Below are 16,782 nucleotides of genomic sequence, written 5' to 3'. Positions count from 1 at the left end.
GGGGCTTTTTTTCACGTCGACTTATGTATCGCTGTCACCGTCGCTGGTGTCATCGTCGTCCGGCGGTGCTTGCTGATCGTCGTCATCCTTGGAGCCACCCTGGTCTTCATCACCGGGTTCCGATTCACTCTTGGCCAGTTGCAAGCCTGCGGCCTGGGCCGTCTTCGCCGTCACGTACCCCGGGGCCTTGCTCTGCACAGCCGTATTGGCCCATGCAGACGAAATGCCCAGGGACAACATCACCAGCACTTTTAGCATCAGCACTAAACGTTGAAAGATAGTCATGGTCGATTTCCGTCCAGTCAGTGAATCATGTGCGCCAGCATTCGACCGGCGCTGTGGATTAAGCTAGTTCCGATACCGGTTTTACGCCACTTGCGCCTTACGTATCACCGTCATCGTAGGTTTCGCTGTCTTCGCCTTCGTTGTAGGGGTTTTCCGCATCTTCCTTGGGCGCGGGTTGAGCCTGGGGCTGCCAGCCACCGGAGTTGACCTCCTTCTGCTTTTTTTTGCTTACAGGCCCGGTGTCCTTCCACTGGGGTGTGCCCGCATCCGCCAGCGCCATTGAGCCGCACAGCCCCAAGGCGAACAGCAGCACCAGTTGAGTGATGCGTTGAGTTATACGCACGGGCGTCTCCTGATCCGTCGGTGAAAGGGTGAAATATTTGAAACGCTAGACGGAATGTGAGGTTCTCGCCAATCCGGCCCCTGGAGGTGATCAACATGTGGGAAAGGGCTGGCGTCCGGCTACGCTGGGTCAGTCAACTGTTGCAGACACTGGCCCCCTGCTATCTGCAACAGCCTCCTCCCATCTTCTTGTTTGCGCCAGACAATAAAAAAGGGCGAAGCCATGACAGCTTCGCCCTTTCTCTACCGCTCAGACCTTAGTGGTGCTCACGGGTCGCGCGGAATTTCACGTCCGGCCAGCGCTCTTCCATCAGCGCCAGGTTGACCCGGGTCGGTGCCAGGTAGGTCAGGTGACCGCCGCCGTCCATCGCCAGGTTTTCCACGGCCTTGTTGGAGAACTCTTCCAACTTCTTCTTATCGCTGCAATCGATCCAGCGCGCGGAATACACGGTGATCGGCTCGTAGGAGCATTCGACCTTGTATTCCTCTTTCAGACGGCTGGCCACCACATCGAACTGCAGCACACCCACAGCGCCGAGAATGATGTCGTTGCTGCGCTCGGGGAAAAACACCTGGGTGGCGCCCTCTTCCGCCAACTGCTGCAGGCCCTGGCGCAGTTGCTTGGATTTCAGCGGGTCGCGCAGGCGTACGCGGCGGAACAGTTCCGGCGCAAAGTGCGGGATACCGGTGAAGCCCAGGGTTTCGCCTTCGGTGAAGGTGTCGCCGATCTGGATGGTGCCGTGGTTGTGCAGGCCGATGATGTCGCCGGCGTAGGCTTCTTCGAGCTGTTCACGCTCGGAGGAGAAGAACGTCAGGGCGTCGCCGATGCGCACGTCCTTGCCGGTGCGTACGTGGCGCATCTTCATGCCTTTTTCGTATTTGCCGGAGCAGATACGCATGAAGGCGATACGATCACGGTGCTTGGGGTCCATGTTCGCCTGGATCTTGAACACGAAGCCCGAGAACTTCTCTTCCACCGGCTCCACGGTGCGCTCGTTGGCTACACGCGCCAGCGGGCGCGGGGCCCAGTCCACCACGGCGTCGAGCACGTGGTCGACACCGAAGTTGCCCAGGGCGGTGCCGAAGAATACCGGCGTCAGTTGGCCGTCGAGGAACTCCTGCTGGTTGAACTCGTGGCAGGCGCCTTGCACCAGCTCCAGCTGGTCGACGAAACGGTCGTACTCATCGCCCAGATGGGCGCGGGCTTCGTCCGAGTCCAGCTTCTCGATGATCTTGGTTTCGGTGCGTTCGTGACCGTGGCCGGCGGTGTAGACAATGATGTAGTCGTCGGCCAGGTGGTACACGCCCTTGAAGTCACGGTAGCAACCGATCGGCCAGGTGATCGGCGCGGCCTTGATCTTCAGGACGGCTTCGATTTCATCCAACAGCTCGATGGGGTCGCGAATATCACGGTCGAGTTTGTTGATGAAGCTGACGATAGGCGTGTCACGCAGACGGCACACGTCCATCAGCGCGATGGTACGTGGCTCGACACCTTTACCGCCGTCGAGAACCATCAACGCCGAGTCCACCGCAGTCAGGGTGCGGTAGGTGTCTTCGGAGAAGTCTTCGTGGCCGGGGGTGTCGAGCAGGTTGACCATATGGTCGCGATACGGGAACTGCATGACCGACGTGGTAATGGAAATACCCCGTTGTTTTTCCATCTCCATCCAGTCAGAGGTGGCATGGCGGTCGGATTTGCGGGATTTCACCGTGCCGGCCACCGCGATTGCCTTGCCCATCAGCAAGAGCTTCTCGGTGATAGTGGTTTTACCGGCATCGGGGTGGGAAATAATGGCGAAAGTGCGGCGTTTCGCGACTTCGGCGGCCTGGTGGGTCATGGGAAATCGCCTGGCAGGTGAGTCAAAAAAGGGCGGCGAGTATAGCGCAAACCCCGCGGGCCGGACCACCGTTCACCCGATTGGGGGTGGCTAAATGCTGCCAAGTGTGGAACCTTTTAAAAGGTAGAGACGTCCACTCCCCTGCTACCGCACTCGGAACAGGGGCTGAAAAATCAGCAAGTTAGCCTGACGAGGCTGCGCTCATGGCTCGATCGCATACCGCGTTGCCGGTATCGGCGAGCTGCTTTTCGCGAACACATTCGACGACAGCCAGCAATGGCATGCCACGAAGGAATGTGTTCGCCGACAGAAGAAAAAAAGGAGTCCGCCTGTGGCTATTCGCTATGGCAAAGGGCTGATAGGAGGAGCGGTTGTCGTCGCTCTCCTGGCCCTGCTGGTCCACTGGATCGGCATCAACACGATCGAACTGTACCGCGACGATTTGTTGTTTTACCTGCAAGCTCACCTGATCCTCGTTCTTGTCTCCATGCTGGCCGCCCTCGTTGTGGGCATCCCCGCCGGTATCCTGCTCAGCCGACCGCACATGGTCGGGCGCGCAGAACGCTTCATGCAGATATTCAACATCGGCAACACCGTCCCTCCCCTGGCCGTCCTGGCCATCGCCCTTGGCGTCCTCGGCATCGGCAGCGGCCCGGCCATCTTCGCGTTGTTCCTCGCCTCCCTCCTGCCCATCGTGCGCAACACCTACGAAGGTCTCAAAAACGTCCAGGGTTCCCTCAAAGAAGCCGCCACCGGCATCGGCATGACGCCGCGCCAGGTGCTGTTTCGCGTGGAACTGCCCAACGCCGTGCCGATCATCATCGGTGGCGTGCGCGTGGCCCTGGCGATCAACGTGGGTACGGCGCCGCTGGCGTTCCTGATTGGCGCCAACAGCCTGGGCAGCCTGATCTTCCCCGGTATCGCCCTGAACAATCAGCCGCAACTGCTGCTCGGCGCCGCGTGCACCGCACTGCTGGCGTTGCTGCTTGACGGTCTGGTGACCCTGGCCAGCCGCCTCTGGCTGGAACGCGGGCTGCGTGCGTCCTAAGGAACCGACATGAAAAAACTGACCTTGATACTGAGCTGCGTCCTGCTGTTTGCAGGTTTTGCACAGGCGGCTGAAAAACCCGTCATCCGCATCGGCGCCCGGGTGTTCACCGAACAGACCCTGCTCGCGGAAATCACCTCCCAATACCTGCGCACCAAAGGCTATGACACCCGCGTGACCGGCGGCCTGGGCAGCAACCTGGCACGCAGTGCCCAGGAAAGCGGGCAATTGGACCTGATCTGGGAATACACCGGCGTGTCGCTGGTGGCCTATAACCACATCGACGAGAAACTCGACAGTGAGCAGTCCTACGCCCGAGTAAAAGAGCTCGATGCGAAAAAGGGCCTGGTCTGGCTGGCGCCATCGCGCTTCAGCAACACCTATGCGCTGGCGCTGCCCGAGAAAGTGGCCAAGGCACATCCAGACATCAAGAGCATCAGCGACCTGACGAAAGCCATGGCCGAACACACCAAGGACCACCGTCTGGTGGCCCTGGACACCGAGTTCGCCAACCGCTCCGACGGCCTTGCCGGCATGGTCAAGCTGTATGACATGAACCTCACGCGCAAAAACACCCGGCAGATGGACGCGGGCCTGGTCTACACCGCGTTGCGTAATGGCCAGGTATTCGCCGGTTTGGTCTACACCACCGACGGTCGCCTGAATGCCTTCAAATTGACGCTGCTGGAAGACGACAAGCACTACTTCCCGGACTACACCGCTGCGCCGGTGGTGCGTCAGGTTTATCTCGATGCCCATCCGCAATTGGCGGCGGACCTCAAGCCGCTGGCCGCACTGTTCGACGACCAAACCATGCGCCAGCTGAACGCGCGAGTCGACGTCGACCATGAAAGCCCGTCCGCCGTGGCTGCAGACTTCCTGCGCCAACACCCCATCAGCCAATAAGAGGAGAAGACATGGAATTCCTGAACGCCTTTTCCCATCTTGATTGGGCGCAAGTCCTGCACCTGACCTGGCAGCACATCACGCTGGTCGGCATCGCCGTGTTGCTGGCGATCTTCATTGGCGTGCCCCTGGGCATCCTGATGACCCGCTTCCCGACACTCGCCGGCCCCTTGCAGGCCAGCGCCACGGTGCTGCTGACCGTGCCGTCCATCGCCCTGTTCGGCCTGCTGCTGCCGTTCTACTCCAAGTTCGGCCAGGGCCTGGGGCCGATGCCGGCGATCACCGCCGTGTTCCTCTACTCCTTGTTGCCGATCATGCGTAACACCTACCTGGCCCTGACCGGCGTGGAACCGGGCATTCGCGAAGCCGCACGCGGCATCGGCATGACCTTCAGCCAGCGCCTGCGCATGGTCGAATTGCCCATCGCCGTACCGGTGATCCTCGCCGGCGTGCGCACTGCCGTGGTGATGAATATCGGTGTGATGACCATCGCCGCCACCATCGGCGCCGGTGGCCTGGGTGTACTTATTCTGGCTTCCATCAGCCGCAGCGACATGTCGATGCTGATTGTCGGCGCCGTGCTGGTCAGTCTCCTGGCCATCTTCGCCGACCTGCTTCTGCAATGGCTGCAACGCTCGCTGACTCCAAAAGGATTGCTCAAATGATCGAACTTCAAAACCTGTCCAAGACCTTCCAAAGCAACGGCAAGACCATCACTGCCGTCAACGATGTAAGCCTGACCGTCAACGAAGGCGAAATTTGCGTATTCCTCGGCCCGTCGGGTTGCGGCAAGAGCACCACGCTGAAGATGATCAACCGCCTGATCAAGCCCACGTCGGGCAAGATTCTGATCAACGGCGAAGACACCACCGACCTCGACGAAGTGACCCTGCGCCGCAACATCGGCTATGTGATCCAGCAGATCGGCCTGTTCCCCAACATGACCATCGAGGAAAACATTGTGGTCGTGCCGAAACTGCTCGGCTGGGACAAGCAGAAATGCCACGACCGCGCCCGTGAGTTGATGAGCATGATCAAGCTGGAACCCAAGCAGTACCTGCATCGCTACCCGCGTGAACTGTCCGGCGGCCAGCAACAGCGGATCGGCGTGATCCGCGCCTTGGCGGCCGATGCGCCGTTGCTGCTGATGGATGAGCCGTTCGGCGCGGTCGACCCGATCAACCGCGAGATGATCCAGAACGAGTTCTTCGAGATGCAGCGAGCGTTGAACAAGACCGTGATCATGGTCAGCCACGACATTGACGAGGCGATCAAGCTGGGTGACAAGATCGCGATCTTCCGCGCCGGCAAACTGCTGCAGATCGATCACCCGGACACCCTGCTGGCCCACCCGGCCGACGAGTTCGTCAGCAACTTCGTGGGCCAGGACAGCACCCTCAAGCGCCTGCTGCTGGTGAAAGCCGAGGATGCGGCCGACAACGCCCCATCGGTGAGCCCGGAAACCCCGGTGGCCGATGCGCTGGAGTTGATGGACGAACACGACCGTCGCTACGTGGTGGTGACTTGTGCCGAGAACAAGGCGCTGGGATATGTACGACGTCGTGATCTGCACCGTCAGACCGGCACCTGCGGTCAATACCTGCGCGAGTTCAACGCCACGGCAGCGTATGACGAGCATTTGCGCATCCTGTTGTCGCGCATGTACGAATTCAACCGCTCCTGGTTGCCGGTGATGGATGCGGAGCGGGTGTTTCTGGGTGAAGTGACTCAGGAGTCGATTGCCGAGTACCTGAGCTCGGGCAAGTCCCGTGGGGGCAAGACCAGTATCGTTTCGCCTGCCGAGACTGCCCTGGCCTGACACACCCCCTTGTGGCGAGGGAGCTTGCTCCCGCTGGGCTGCGCAGCAGCCCCAGAACAGACGACTCAATTGTGTCAGGTATAGGGTGTCGAGCTGTTAGGGGGCCGCTTCGCGGCCCAGCGGGAGCAAGCTCCCTCGCCACAAAAGCCACCCCGATTCCGGCCAATTGGCCCACTCTTGAGTCCTGTGGGGGCAAGACCAGCATTGCGTCGCCTGCCGAGACTGCCCTGGCCTGACACACCCCCTTGTGGCGAGGGAGCTTGCTCCCGTCGGGCTGCGCAGCAGCCCCAGAACAGACGACTCAATAGTGTCAGGTATAGGGTGTCGAGCTGTTAGGGGGCCGCTTCGCGGCCCAGCGGGAGCAAGCTCCCTCGCCACAAAAGCCGCCCCGATTCCGGCCAATTGGCCCACTCTTGAGTCCTGTGGGGGTAAGACCAGCATTGCGTCGCCTGCCGAGACTGCCCTGGCCTGACACAACCCCCTTGTGGCGAGGGAGCTTGCTCCCGCTGGGCTGCGCAGCAGCCCCAGAACAGACGACTCAATTGTGTCAGGTATAGGGTGTCGCGCTGTTAGGGGGCCGCTTCGCGGCCCAGCGGGAGCAAGCTCCCTCGCCACAAAAGCCACCCCGATTCCCGCCAATTTGGCCCCTCTTGGGAACATCAATCCGTCATACCGGTCGGTTACATAGGTAGCTGCACGGGGTGCTGCGACGAACGCGTGCAAAAACGCGACATTTTTTGTTGATCTATAGCCCCTCACGTCCTAAAGTTCGCGCCGAACGTCCATGCTGGAAACGATCCATCCGGCTCAAGTACTGACGACGAGACAGCAAGGCCAAGGGAAGCGGTTGAACCCATGGCCTTTTTGCTTTCGGCGACATGCCTTGGGAAGTAGGCGAACCAAAGTGGGGATACGGAGGACGTTCATTTGCACCCATTGCTAATTTCAGTTTGCCCTTAGGAGTTCCCAGCATGTCGATTCAGGTCGAAGATTATTTCGCGCGCGCCACTTTTGACAAAATGAAGGCGTTCGCCGACAAGCAAGAAACCCCATTCGTGGTGATCGACACCGCGATGATCAGCCAGGCCTATGATGACCTGCGTGCAGGTTTCGAATTCGCCAAAGTCTATTACGCGGTCAAGGCCAACCCGGCGGTCGAGATCATCGACCTGCTCAAGGACAAAGGCTCGAGCTTCGACATCGCCTCGATCTACGAGCTGGACAAGGTACTGGGCCGCGGCGTCAGCCCGGACCGTATCAGCTACGGCAACACCATCAAGAAATCCAAGGACATCCGCTACTTCTTCGAAAAAGGCGTGCGCCTGTTTTCCACTGACTCCGAAGCCGACCTGCGCAACATCGCCAAGGCTGCGCCGGGCTCGAAAGTGTATGTGCGTATCCTTACCGAAGGCTCCACCACGGCCGACTGGCCTCTGTCGCGTAAATTCGGTTGCCAGACCGACATGGCCATGGACCTGTTGATCCTCGCCCGCGACCTGGGCCTGGTTCCCTATGGCATCTCGTTCCACGTGGGTTCGCAGCAGCGCGACATCAGCGTCTGGGACGCGGCGATTGCCAAGGTCAAAGTGATCTTCGAGCGCCTGAAAGAAGAAGACGGCATCCACCTCAAGCTGATCAACATGGGCGGCGGCTTCCCGGCCAACTACATCACCCGCACCAACAGCCTGGAAACCTACGCTGAGGAAATCATCCGCTTCCTCAAGGAGGACTTCGGCGACGACCTGCCGGAAATCATCCTGGAGCCGGGCCGTTCGCTGATCGCCAACGCCGGTATCCTGGTCAGCGAAGTGGTGCTGGTGGCACGTAAGTCCCGTACCGCCGTCGAGCGTTGGGTGTACACCGATGTGGGCAAGTTCTCCGGCCTGATCGAAACCATGGACGAAGCCATCAAATTCCCGATCTGGACCGAGAAGAAAGGTGAGATGGAAGAAGTGGTCATCGCCGGCCCTACCTGCGATAGCGCCGATATCATGTACGAAAACTACAAGTACGGCCTGCCGCTGAACCTGGCGATCGGCGACCGTTTGTACTGGCTGTCGACCGGCGCGTACACCACCAGCTACAGCGCGGTTGAATTCAACGGCTTCCCACCGTTGAAGTCTTACTACGTATAACGCCACCGCACACAAAAAACCCATGACATGTCATGGGTTTTTTTATGCCTCACGACAGGCTAGCGGCGCGTTGCCGGTAAGCGTCCGCCATGGCGCGGATCTGCGGATCATTGGCCGCGGCCAACGTTTTTTGAGCCGTTTGCAGAAACTTGAGATTGCCGCCCGCCAGCGCTTTGCGCAGCCAATCCAACGCTTCATCGGTCTGGGCGCGATCAGCCAACACCGCTGCGTAACTGAACTGCCCGCGAAAATCACCGCCCTGGGCGGAGCGGCGGTACCACTCGACAGCGGCATCCAGATCCCTTGGGCAAAACTGCCCGTCTTCCAGATAACGACCCACCAGATTCATGGATTTGGCATGACCCTGCTCTGCCGCCAGGCGATAAAACACCAACGCTTGCGCTCGGTCTTCAGCGACGCCTCGGCCGGTTGCCAGCAGGTTGGCATAGTTGTACTGGCCCCAATCCAGCCCGGCCTCTGCCGCCAGACGATATTCCCGCGCAGCCGCCCTCTCATCGACGGCACAACCCCAACCCTGTTCCAGGCAACGCCCAGCCATGTTGCGCGCCATTAAATGGCCGCCCTTGGCTGCAATCCGGAACCAGCGCAGTGCCAACGCTTCATCCCGTTCGATGCCGCGCCCGTCCAGCAAGATTTGCCCCAGCAACGCTTGAGCGTCGATCACGCCCTCCTTCGCCGCCATCAGGATCGCCTGGGCGGCGCGCACTGGGGAATCGTCGAGCATGCGTTGCAGTTGCTCGACATCAAGCACTTCTTCGCGGCGCAATAAAAAGCCCATGTCAGACCTCGACCCAGCGCCGCAACAGGTTGTGATAGGTGCCGGTAAGTTGGATCAGGGCCGGGTGGTCGGGGACGTCGCGGGTCAACTGCTGGATGGCGCCGTCCATCTCGAACAACAAGGTGCGCTGGCTGTCTTCACGCACCAGGCTTTGAGTCCAGAAGAATGAGGCATAGCGCGCACCACGGGTCACGGCGTTGACTTTATGCAGGCTGGAGCCGGGGTACAGCACCATGTCGCCGGCCGGCAACTTGACGCGCTGCAGGCCGAAGGTGTCTTGGATTTCCAATTCGCCACCGTCGTATTCATCCGGGTCGCTGAAGAACAGGGTCGACGACAGGTCAGTACGCACCCGCTCGTGACTGCCCCGCGCCTGGCGCACGGCGTTGTCGATATGAAAGTCGAAACTGCCGCCGGCGGTGTAACAGTTAAGCAACGGCGGGAAGACCTTGTGCGGCAACGCCGCTGACATGAACAGCGGGTTTTTCCACAACCGCTCCAGCATCGCCGCACCAATTTCCTTGGCCAGCGGGTGGCCTTCGGGCAATTGCAGGTTGTGCTTGGCTTTGGCCGACTGATGCCCGGCGGTGATCTTGCCATCGGCCCATTCAGTGGTTTCCAGGGCCTGGCGAATGCGCTGCACTTCCTCACGAGAGAACAGGCCGGGTATGTGCAGCAGCATGGGGGCAATCCTGAAAACGGAAAGGCGCTAATGGTATTGATTCTTATCCTCTGTGTAAAACACCGGACGAACGAGTTCGCAGAAACCGTAAGCCAAAAGTGTAAAGAATGTAAATTCAATGCAAATAGCAATGTATCGCAATTGATAGAAAGTCTTGTTGACCCTATATTTCGCGGCCTCACATCCTTGGGGAAAGGACACGTCATGTCGCGCACCACTACAAAAACACCCGCCAGTTCACCACGCATGCTGGCTTCGGCCATCGGCGTCGCCCTCAGTGCCAGCTCTGTCGCCCACCTGGCGCAAGCGGCTGAAGACACCGAACAAAAAGGTGAGCGCAACAGCATCTCCCTCGGCGCCACCAGCATTACCGGCCAGGAACAGGACAACACGTCCTACCAGGTGGAAAAAGCCTCCTCGCAGAAGTACACCGCACCGCTGGTGGACACTCCGCGCTCGGTCACCGTGGTGCCGCAACAAGTGCTGAAAGACACTGCCGCCACTTCGCTGCAAGATGCGCTGCGTACCGTCCCGGGAATCACCTTCGGTGCTGGTGAAGGCGGCAACCCTCAAGGCGACCGCCCGTTCATCCGTGGGTTTGACGCTCAGGGCGACACCTACCTGGACGGCGTGCGCGATACCGGCGGCCAGAGCCGCGAGATCTTCGACATCGAATCGATTGAAGTCAGTAAAGGCCCGAACTCGTCTTTCGGCGGCCGCGGCTCGGCAGGCGGCAGCCTCAATCTGGTGAGCAAGACGCCCCAGGCGCGGGACTTCACCAACGGTGGCTTCACCTACGGCTCCGACCAGACCCGCCGCTACGTACTCGACGTGAACCGTCAGTTCCTCGACAACGCCGCGTTCCGCCTGAACCTGATGAGCCACGAGCAGAACGTGGCCGGCCGCGATGCGATCAATTACGACCGTTGGGGCGTGGCGCCGTCGCTGACGTTCGGCCTGGGCACCCCAACCCGCGTCAACCTCAGCTACTACCACATGGAAAGCGATGATCTGCCGGACTCGGGCATTCCCTACGGCTACAGCAACAGCGGCGCCAAAGCCGTCCATGTGCACGACAAACCCACCGACGGTGGCAACAGCAGCAACTTCTATGGTTTGAAAGACCGAGACTTCCGCGAGACGCGCGCCGACATCAGCACGTTCTCCGTCGAGCATGACTTGAACGACAACATGACGCTGAAGAACACCTTGCGCCATGGCAGCACCGGCCAGGACTACATCCTTACCCAGCCGGATGACAGCCAGCACAACGTCAACCAGTTCGGTACGGTATGGCGCCGCGCCAACACCCGTGTTTCGACCACCGAAACCACCACCAACCAAACCGATCTGTTTGGTAATTTCCAACTGGCGGGGATGAAGCACTCCTACTCCACCGGGCTGGAATTCACCGGTGAAGAAACCCGTGTCAGCGGCTACACCGTCAGCCCCAACGCCAACCCTGTTTGCACCGTAGCCAAGGGCAGCCTGGGCGGTCAGTGCACGTCATTGAGCAACCCGAACCCGGACGATGCGTGGAACGGCAGCGTCGCGCGCAATTACAACGGCACCAACACCAAGGCCACCAGCCGCGCCGCGTATGTGTTCGACACTATAGAACTCGATCCGAAATGGCTGTTGAACGTGGGCCTGCGCTACGACACCTTCGACACCGTCGCCAATACCAATGCAACCACCGGTCGCAGCAAAATCAAGGACGACAGCCAATTCTTCAACTGGCAGGCGGGCCTGGTCTGGAAGCCGATGGAGAACGGCAGCATCTACACCTCCTACGCCACCTCGGCCTCCCCTGCCGGTGGCCTGGTCGGTGAAGGCGCCGATGGCAACCCACTGTCGGCCGGCGCCGCCACCAGCGACCTGCAACCGGAAGAAACCGTCAACTACGAGCTGGGTACCAAGTGGGACCTGTTCCACAACCGCCTGTCCCTGACCGCCGCGGTATTTCGCACCGAGAAGAAAAACACGCGAATCCTGGTCGATTCGATGACCTACCAAAACGCCGGTGAGTCCCGCGTTGACGGCCTGGAGCTGTCCGCCAGCGGCAAGCTCACTGACCAGTGGCAGGTGTTTGCCGGCTACAGCTACCTGAAAAGCGAACTGGTGGATGCCGGTCTCAACGGCCGTAATGGTGTCGTCAGCAGCGGTTCCAACAAAGGCAACGAAATGCCCAACACGCCGAAGAACACCTTCAGCCTGTGGACCACTTACGACATCACGCCAAAGCTGACCATCGGCGGCGGCGCGTTCTACGTCGACCAGGTTTACGGCGATGCGGCCAACACCGTCTACGTGCCGTCCTACACCCGCTACGACGCCATGGCCAGCTACAAGCTGACCAAGAACATCGACCTGCAATTGAACGTGCAAAACCTGACCGACAAGACCTACTACGACAAAGCCTACGCGGCGCACTTCGCCAACCAGGCGGCCGGTCGTACGGCGCTGTTGACCACCAGCTTCCACTTCTAAAAAACGGTCAACGCTCTGCTGAAAGCCCCACGCATCGGATGCGCGGGGCTTTTGCATGTAAAACAGAATGTTTCTCGAAAACTCACGGCATAATGCGCGCCGTGACGAACAAACCCAGATGAGCGAGGCGGTCAGACGTGTTGAAGAAAACCCTGTTTCAGTTGCACTGGTTCTTCGGCATCACGGCCGGGCTGGTGCTGGCGTTGATGGGGATTACTGGGGCTGCGGTGTCGTTTCAGGATGAAATCCTGCGGGCGCTCAACCCCACGGTACTGAGCGTGGAAAAACGCGAGGCTGGCGTATTGCCGCCCGCAGAGCTGGTACGCAAGCTCGAAGCCCGCGAAGGCAAGACCGTGTCGATGTTGTGGGTGGAAATCGAAAGCGGCAATGCCGCCCGCGTATTCTTCACCCCGCCGCCGGGCGAGCGGCGTGGCCAGATGCGCTACTTCGACCCCTACACCGGCGACTACAGGGACGATGCCGTCGGCCAGGACGTCCTCGGCTTCATTCTGCAACTGCACCGCTTCCTCGCCATGGGCGAAACCGGGCGCAACATCACCGGCGCCTGCACGCTGATCCTGGTGTTCTTCTGCCTCTCCGGCCTGTACCTGCGCTGGCCGCGCCAAGTGGCGAATTGGCGTGCCTGGCTGACATTGGACTGGCGCAAAAAGGGTCGCAGTTTCAACTGGGACCTGCACTCGGTGTTCGGCACCTGGTGCCTGTTGTTCTATCTGTTTTCGGCGCTGACCGGCTTGTATTGGTCCTACGACTGGTACCGGCAGGGGCTGACCAACCTGCTGTCAGACGCCCCGCATAACGAGCGGATGCGCAAACGTGGGCCGCCGCCCGAGGGCCCGGCCCCGGTGGCCAACTACGACGCCATCTGGAGCAGCATCTACGCCAATGCCGGCCCCGGCTTGAGCGCTTACAACATCCGTATGCCGGCCGTCGCAGGGCAACCGGCCATCGTCTACTACTTGCTCGACTCATCGCCCCACAACCAGGCGTTGAACCAGATCAACTTGGACCCGACCACCGGTGAGGTCAAATCCCACGACCAGTACGCCGCCAAGACTCTCAAGTCCCAATGGCTCACCAGCATCTACGCGTTGCACACCGGCAGCTACTTCGGCCTGACCGGCAGGATCATCCTCACCGTCAGCTCGCTGTTGATGCCGCTGTTTTTTATCACGGGATGGCTGCTGTACCTCGACCGTCGCCGCAAAAAACGCCAGGTGCGCGATGCACGCCAGGGCCTGAGCCAGGGCGCCAACCCGGGCAGCGCGCCGGCCTGGTTGATCGGCTTTGCCAGCCAGAGTGGCTTTGCCGAACAACTTGCATGGCAAACGGCCGGGCAATTGCAGGCCGCAGGGTTGCCGGTGAAGGTGCAGCCTTTGGGCAGCGTCAGCCAAAGCGATTTGAGCCAGTCGGAAAATGCACTGTTCGTGGTCAGTACCTTCGGTGACGGTGAAGCGCCAGACAGCGCCCGTGGTTTTGAGCGCAGCGTGCTCGGCCAGGACCTGTCCCTCAAAGGCTTGAACTACTCGGTGCTGGCCCTGGGCGATCGTCAATATGAACATTTCTGCGGCTTTGCCCGTCGCCTGCATTTCTGGCTGACCCATCAGGGCGGCAATGCCTTGTTTGCCCCGGTGGAAGTCGACAGCGGCGACACCGCAGCCCTGTCGACCTGGCAACAACAACTGGGCCAACTCACTGGCCATACGCCTGCAGCGGCCTGGCAGGCAGCACCGTATGAGAACTGGACGCTCAGCCAACGTACCCTGCTCAACCGCGACAGCGTCGGCGCCGATATTTACCTGCTCGGCCTTACCGCACCTTCGCCGCAAAGCTGGCTGGCGGGTGACCTGGTGGAAGTGCTGCCGCGCAACTGCCCGCGGGCCGTCGAACATTTCCTTGAAGGCCTGGGCCTCACCGGCAGCGACGCCGTGGTCATCGACGGTTTGACGCAACCCCTCGATCAAGCCCTGGCCAGCCGCCAGCTGCCGACCCATCGCGCGCATCTGGTCGGCCTGCACGCCCAGGCGCTGGTGAACGCGCTGGTGCCGCTGGGCATGCGCGAATACTCCATCGCCTCGATTGCCAGCGATGGCGTGCTGGAGCTGATCGTGCGCCAGGAACGCCACCCCGACGGCAGCCTGGGCCTGGCGAGCGGCTGGCTGACCGAACACGCCGCGATCGGCTCGGGCATCAGCCTGCGCCTGCGCCGCAACAGCGGCTTCCACCTGCCAGACACACCGGTGCCGCTGATATTGCTGGGTAATGGCACCGGCCTGGCGGGGCTACGCAGTTTGCTCAAGGCGCGCATTGCCGACGGCCAGCAGCGTAACTGGCTGCTGTTCGGCGAGCGCAATATCAAGCACGACTTCCTCTGTCAGGATGAACTGCAAGGCTGGCTGGCCAGCGGTGATCTGGCCCTGCTCGACCTGGCGTTTTCCCGGGACCAGGAAGAGAAAATCTACGTGCAGGACCGCCTGCGCGAGTCGGCAGACGTCCTGCGCAAATGGCTGGCCGATGGCGCGGCCATCTACGTGTGCGGCAGTTTGCAGGGGATGGCAGCAGGCGTGGACCGCGTGCTGCATGATGTGCTCGGCAGTGAAGCGGTGGAACGCTTGATTGCGCAAGGTCGTTATCGTCGGGATGTCTACTGACCCCTGATAACGCTGGAGATCAAATGTGGGAGTAAGTCCGCTCCCACAATGCAGGCTGCATTCGAAGTCAGGCGGGTCGCATAATCCCAGCCCAGTTAAGGCTTTTTGTAGGAGTGAGCTTGCTCGCTCCTACAGGTGGCACTTACGCTTAGGCGGGTTGCAGCTTCTGCTCGAACACTGACACCCCATCCAGATCGCGAAGAATCACCGTCAGCTCCGCCGTCTGCCCATCAATCTGCACCTCGCCAAAAAACTGGAACCCGGCGAACGGCGAGCTGTTCTGCACTGCCGGGGACTTTTGGAAAACCACCTCGGGGCCGAACGTCTTGTCCAGTGGGTTAGGCCCGAAACTCCCCGCGTTCAACGGTCCGGCGACAAACTCCCAGAACGGCTCGAAATCCTGGAACGCCGCGCGATCCGGGTGATAGTGATGCGCCGCGCAGTAATGCACATCAGCGGTCAGCCACACGTGGTTGCGTACCTTTTGCTCCCTTAAAAAGCCCAACAACTCGGCAATTTCCAACTCACGCCCTTGGGGTGCCCCCGGGTCATTGTTGGCGATGGCTTCCCAACGCGGCACGCCTGGGCGGACCTCGCCGTCAGGCACGCCGAGGCCGATGGGCATGTCGGCGGCGATGACTTTCCACTGCGCCTGCGAGCCCTTGAGTTCACGCTTGAGCCAATCCAATTGCTCGCGTCCGAGAAAGGCTTTTTCGCCGCCCAGGTTGTCATCGTTAGGCCCGCGATAACTGCGCATATCCAATACGAATACATCCAGCAGAGGACCATAGCTGAGCTTGCGATAAATGCGCCCGCCACCGTCGGCACTCTGTCGGCGCATCGGTGAGTATTCCAGCCAGGCCTGGCGTGCGCGCCCCACCAGCGTGTTGATGTCCTTGATCTGATAACGCTCATCCAGTTGCTTGCTCGGCGACCAATTATTGACCACTTCGTGATCGTCCCACTGCCAGATCTGCGGCACCTCGGCATTGAAGCGGCGCACGTTTTCGTCCATCAGGTTGTAACGATAATTGCCGCGATAGTCATCGAGGGTTTCAGCGACCTTGCTCTTGGCTTCAGTGGTGATGTTGCGCCAGATGCGTCCGTCCTCGACGGTGAGTTGCGCCGGCACCGGGCCGTCGGCGTAGATGGTGTCGCCGCTGTGGATAAAAAAGTCCGGCAGGCGCAGGCGCATGGCTTCATAGATGCGCATACCGCCGATGTCCGGGTTGATGCCGAAGCCTTGGCCGACGGTATCGCCGCTCCATACAAAGCGGATGTCACGACGCTGTTGCGGCACGCTGCGCAGGTGGCCGAACCAGGGCTCGCTGGCGACGCCGGTCTGGGCATCCTCGAAGTGCACGCGGTAGAAGATCGCCTGATCGTCAGGCAAACCGGTGAGTTCGACACGGGCGGTAAAATCACTGCGCTGGTCGGCCAGAGGGGAAACAAAACGACGAGGGTTGCTGAACACACTGCGAGTGTCCCACTCCACCACCATTTTGGCGGGGCGGTCGCTGCGGCTCCAGATCATTGCGCGGTCACCGAGCAGGTCGCCGGACTGCACACCGTCGGTGAGTTGCGGCCGGTCCTTCACCGAAGCAATCACCGCCGGGGCCAGGCCCGGCAGCAGAATGCCGGCGCCGACGGCTTGCATCACACGGCGACGGCCGAGATCGAAGTGGCTCATGCAGGTGCCCTCTTGAGTATCAAAAGGGCCAATTAACCACGCGGGGATGAAACCGTTGTGACACCGCCCTCAAGAA

Annotated in this window: 13 protein-coding genes; 7 read left to right on the top strand and 6 right to left on the bottom strand. The window is 60.6% G+C overall.

All coding sequences use genetic code 11. From position 1 onward, the window contains the following. Window positions 1–21: 21 nt before the first annotated feature. The 3 genes from M5B97_RS15940 to M5B97_RS15930 all read right to left on the bottom strand — a co-directional run bounded on the left by M5B97_RS15940 (window position 22) and on the right by M5B97_RS15930 (window position 2,468). The gene (locus tag M5B97_RS15940; protein ID WP_248731990.1) at window positions 22–285 is read right to left on the bottom strand and encodes a hypothetical protein; all 264 of its coding nucleotides are present in this window, start codon (window positions 283–285) and stop codon (window positions 22–24) included. 97 nt (window positions 286–382) lie between these two features. Continuing rightward, complete coding sequence (locus M5B97_RS15935) at window positions 383–628, bottom strand: hypothetical protein (protein ID WP_134658714.1); 246 nt, start codon at window positions 626–628, stop codon at window positions 383–385. Between the two features lie 256 nt (window positions 629–884). Beyond that, complete coding sequence (locus tag M5B97_RS15930; RefSeq protein ID WP_123714543.1) at window positions 885–2,468, bottom strand: peptide chain release factor 3; 1,584 nt, start codon at window positions 2,466–2,468, stop codon at window positions 885–887. Window positions 2,469–2,799: 331 nt separating this feature from the next. Between M5B97_RS15930 and M5B97_RS15925 the strand changes: the two genes are divergently transcribed. The 5 genes from M5B97_RS15925 (at window position 2,800) to M5B97_RS15905 (ending at window position 8,376) form a co-directional block, all read left to right on the top strand. Then, the gene (locus tag M5B97_RS15925; protein WP_033903365.1) at window positions 2,800–3,516 is read left to right on the top strand and encodes an ABC transporter permease; all 717 of its coding nucleotides are present in this window, start codon (window positions 2,800–2,802) and stop codon (window positions 3,514–3,516) included. A gap of 9 nt (window positions 3,517–3,525) precedes the next feature. After that, a complete protein-coding gene (locus M5B97_RS15920) occupies window positions 3,526–4,422 on the top strand; it encodes a glycine betaine ABC transporter substrate-binding protein (RefSeq protein WP_248731989.1) in 897 nt (298 codons plus the stop codon). 11 nt (window positions 4,423–4,433) lie between these two features. Then, window positions 4,434–5,087, top strand: coding sequence for an ABC transporter permease (locus tag M5B97_RS15915; protein WP_123714541.1), 654 nt, complete (start codon window positions 4,434–4,436; stop codon window positions 5,085–5,087). Then, entirely contained in the window at window positions 5,084–6,241 is a 1,158-nt protein-coding gene (locus M5B97_RS15910) for an ABC transporter ATP-binding protein (RefSeq protein WP_135307767.1), read from the top strand. The genes M5B97_RS15915 and M5B97_RS15910 overlap by 4 nt, the downstream gene beginning before the upstream one ends. A gap of 971 nt (window positions 6,242–7,212) precedes the next feature. Then, the gene (locus M5B97_RS15905; protein WP_060754887.1) at window positions 7,213–8,376 is read left to right on the top strand and encodes a type III PLP-dependent enzyme; all 1,164 of its coding nucleotides are present in this window, start codon (window positions 7,213–7,215) and stop codon (window positions 8,374–8,376) included. A gap of 49 nt (window positions 8,377–8,425) precedes the next feature. Here the strand turns inward: M5B97_RS15905 and M5B97_RS15900 are convergent, their stop codons facing one another. Further along, complete coding sequence (locus M5B97_RS15900) at window positions 8,426–9,175, bottom strand: tetratricopeptide repeat protein (RefSeq protein ID WP_134658719.1); 750 nt, start codon at window positions 9,173–9,175, stop codon at window positions 8,426–8,428. Window position 9,176: 1 nt separating this feature from the next. Beyond that, window positions 9,177–9,857: a Fe2+-dependent dioxygenase gene (locus M5B97_RS15895; protein ID WP_025856255.1), complete on the bottom strand. Its 681-nt coding sequence runs from the start codon at window positions 9,855–9,857 to the stop codon at window positions 9,177–9,179. Between the two features lie 204 nt (window positions 9,858–10,061). Between M5B97_RS15895 and M5B97_RS15890 the strand changes: the two genes are divergently transcribed. Continuing rightward, window positions 10,062–12,347 carry a TonB-dependent siderophore receptor gene (locus M5B97_RS15890; RefSeq protein ID WP_248731988.1) on the top strand — a complete coding sequence of 762 codons (2,286 nt, stop codon included), beginning with the start codon at window positions 10,062–10,064 and terminating at the stop codon, window positions 12,345–12,347. A gap of 137 nt (window positions 12,348–12,484) precedes the next feature. After that, a complete protein-coding gene (locus M5B97_RS15885) occupies window positions 12,485–15,016 on the top strand; it encodes a sulfite reductase flavoprotein subunit alpha (protein WP_248731987.1) in 2,532 nt (843 codons plus the stop codon). 148 nt (window positions 15,017–15,164) lie between these two features. On the opposite strand, the gene M5B97_RS15880 is transcribed toward M5B97_RS15885, so the two are convergent. Then, window positions 15,165–16,706, bottom strand: coding sequence for an alkaline phosphatase D family protein (locus tag M5B97_RS15880; protein ID WP_248731986.1), 1,542 nt, complete (start codon window positions 16,704–16,706; stop codon window positions 15,165–15,167). Window positions 16,707–16,782 lie beyond the last annotated feature (76 nt).

It is taken from the genome of Pseudomonas sp. MWU13-2517 (genome assembly GCF_023242545.1).
In the GTDB taxonomy this organism is placed as follows: domain Bacteria; phylum Pseudomonadota; class Gammaproteobacteria; order Pseudomonadales; family Pseudomonadaceae; genus Aquipseudomonas.
The sequence above is the reverse complement of the archived record's forward strand: the minus strand, read 5'-3'. Positions and strand labels throughout refer to the sequence as shown.

What these genes read in the sequence shown, in the direction of transcription:
- M5B97_RS15895 (WP_025856255.1), bottom strand. Translation starts at nt 9,857, where the DNA reads ATGCTGCTGCACATACCCGGCCTGTTCTCTCGTGAGGAAGTGCAGCGC.
- M5B97_RS15910 (WP_135307767.1), top strand. Translation starts at nt 5,084, where the DNA reads ATGATCGAACTTCAAAACCTGTCCAAGACCTTCCAAAGCAACGGCAAG.
- M5B97_RS15890 (WP_248731988.1), top strand. Translation starts at nt 10,062, where the DNA reads ATGTCGCGCACCACTACAAAAACACCCGCCAGTTCACCACGCATGCTG.
- M5B97_RS15915 (WP_123714541.1), top strand. Translation starts at nt 4,434, where the DNA reads ATGGAATTCCTGAACGCCTTTTCCCATCTTGATTGGGCGCAAGTCCTG.
- M5B97_RS15905 (WP_060754887.1), top strand. Translation starts at nt 7,213, where the DNA reads ATGTCGATTCAGGTCGAAGATTATTTCGCGCGCGCCACTTTTGACAAA.
- M5B97_RS15880 (WP_248731986.1), bottom strand. Translation starts at nt 16,706, where the DNA reads ATGAGCCACTTCGATCTCGGCCGTCGCCGTGTGATGCAAGCCGTCGGC.
- M5B97_RS15920 (WP_248731989.1), top strand. Translation starts at nt 3,526, where the DNA reads ATGAAAAAACTGACCTTGATACTGAGCTGCGTCCTGCTGTTTGCAGGT.
- M5B97_RS15940 (WP_248731990.1), bottom strand. Translation starts at nt 285, where the DNA reads ATGACTATCTTTCAACGTTTAGTGCTGATGCTAAAAGTGCTGGTGATG.
- M5B97_RS15930 (WP_123714543.1), bottom strand. Translation starts at nt 2,468, where the DNA reads ATGACCCACCAGGCCGCCGAAGTCGCGAAACGCCGCACTTTCGCCATT.
- M5B97_RS15900 (WP_134658719.1), bottom strand. Translation starts at nt 9,175, where the DNA reads ATGGGCTTTTTATTGCGCCGCGAAGAAGTGCTTGATGTCGAGCAACTG.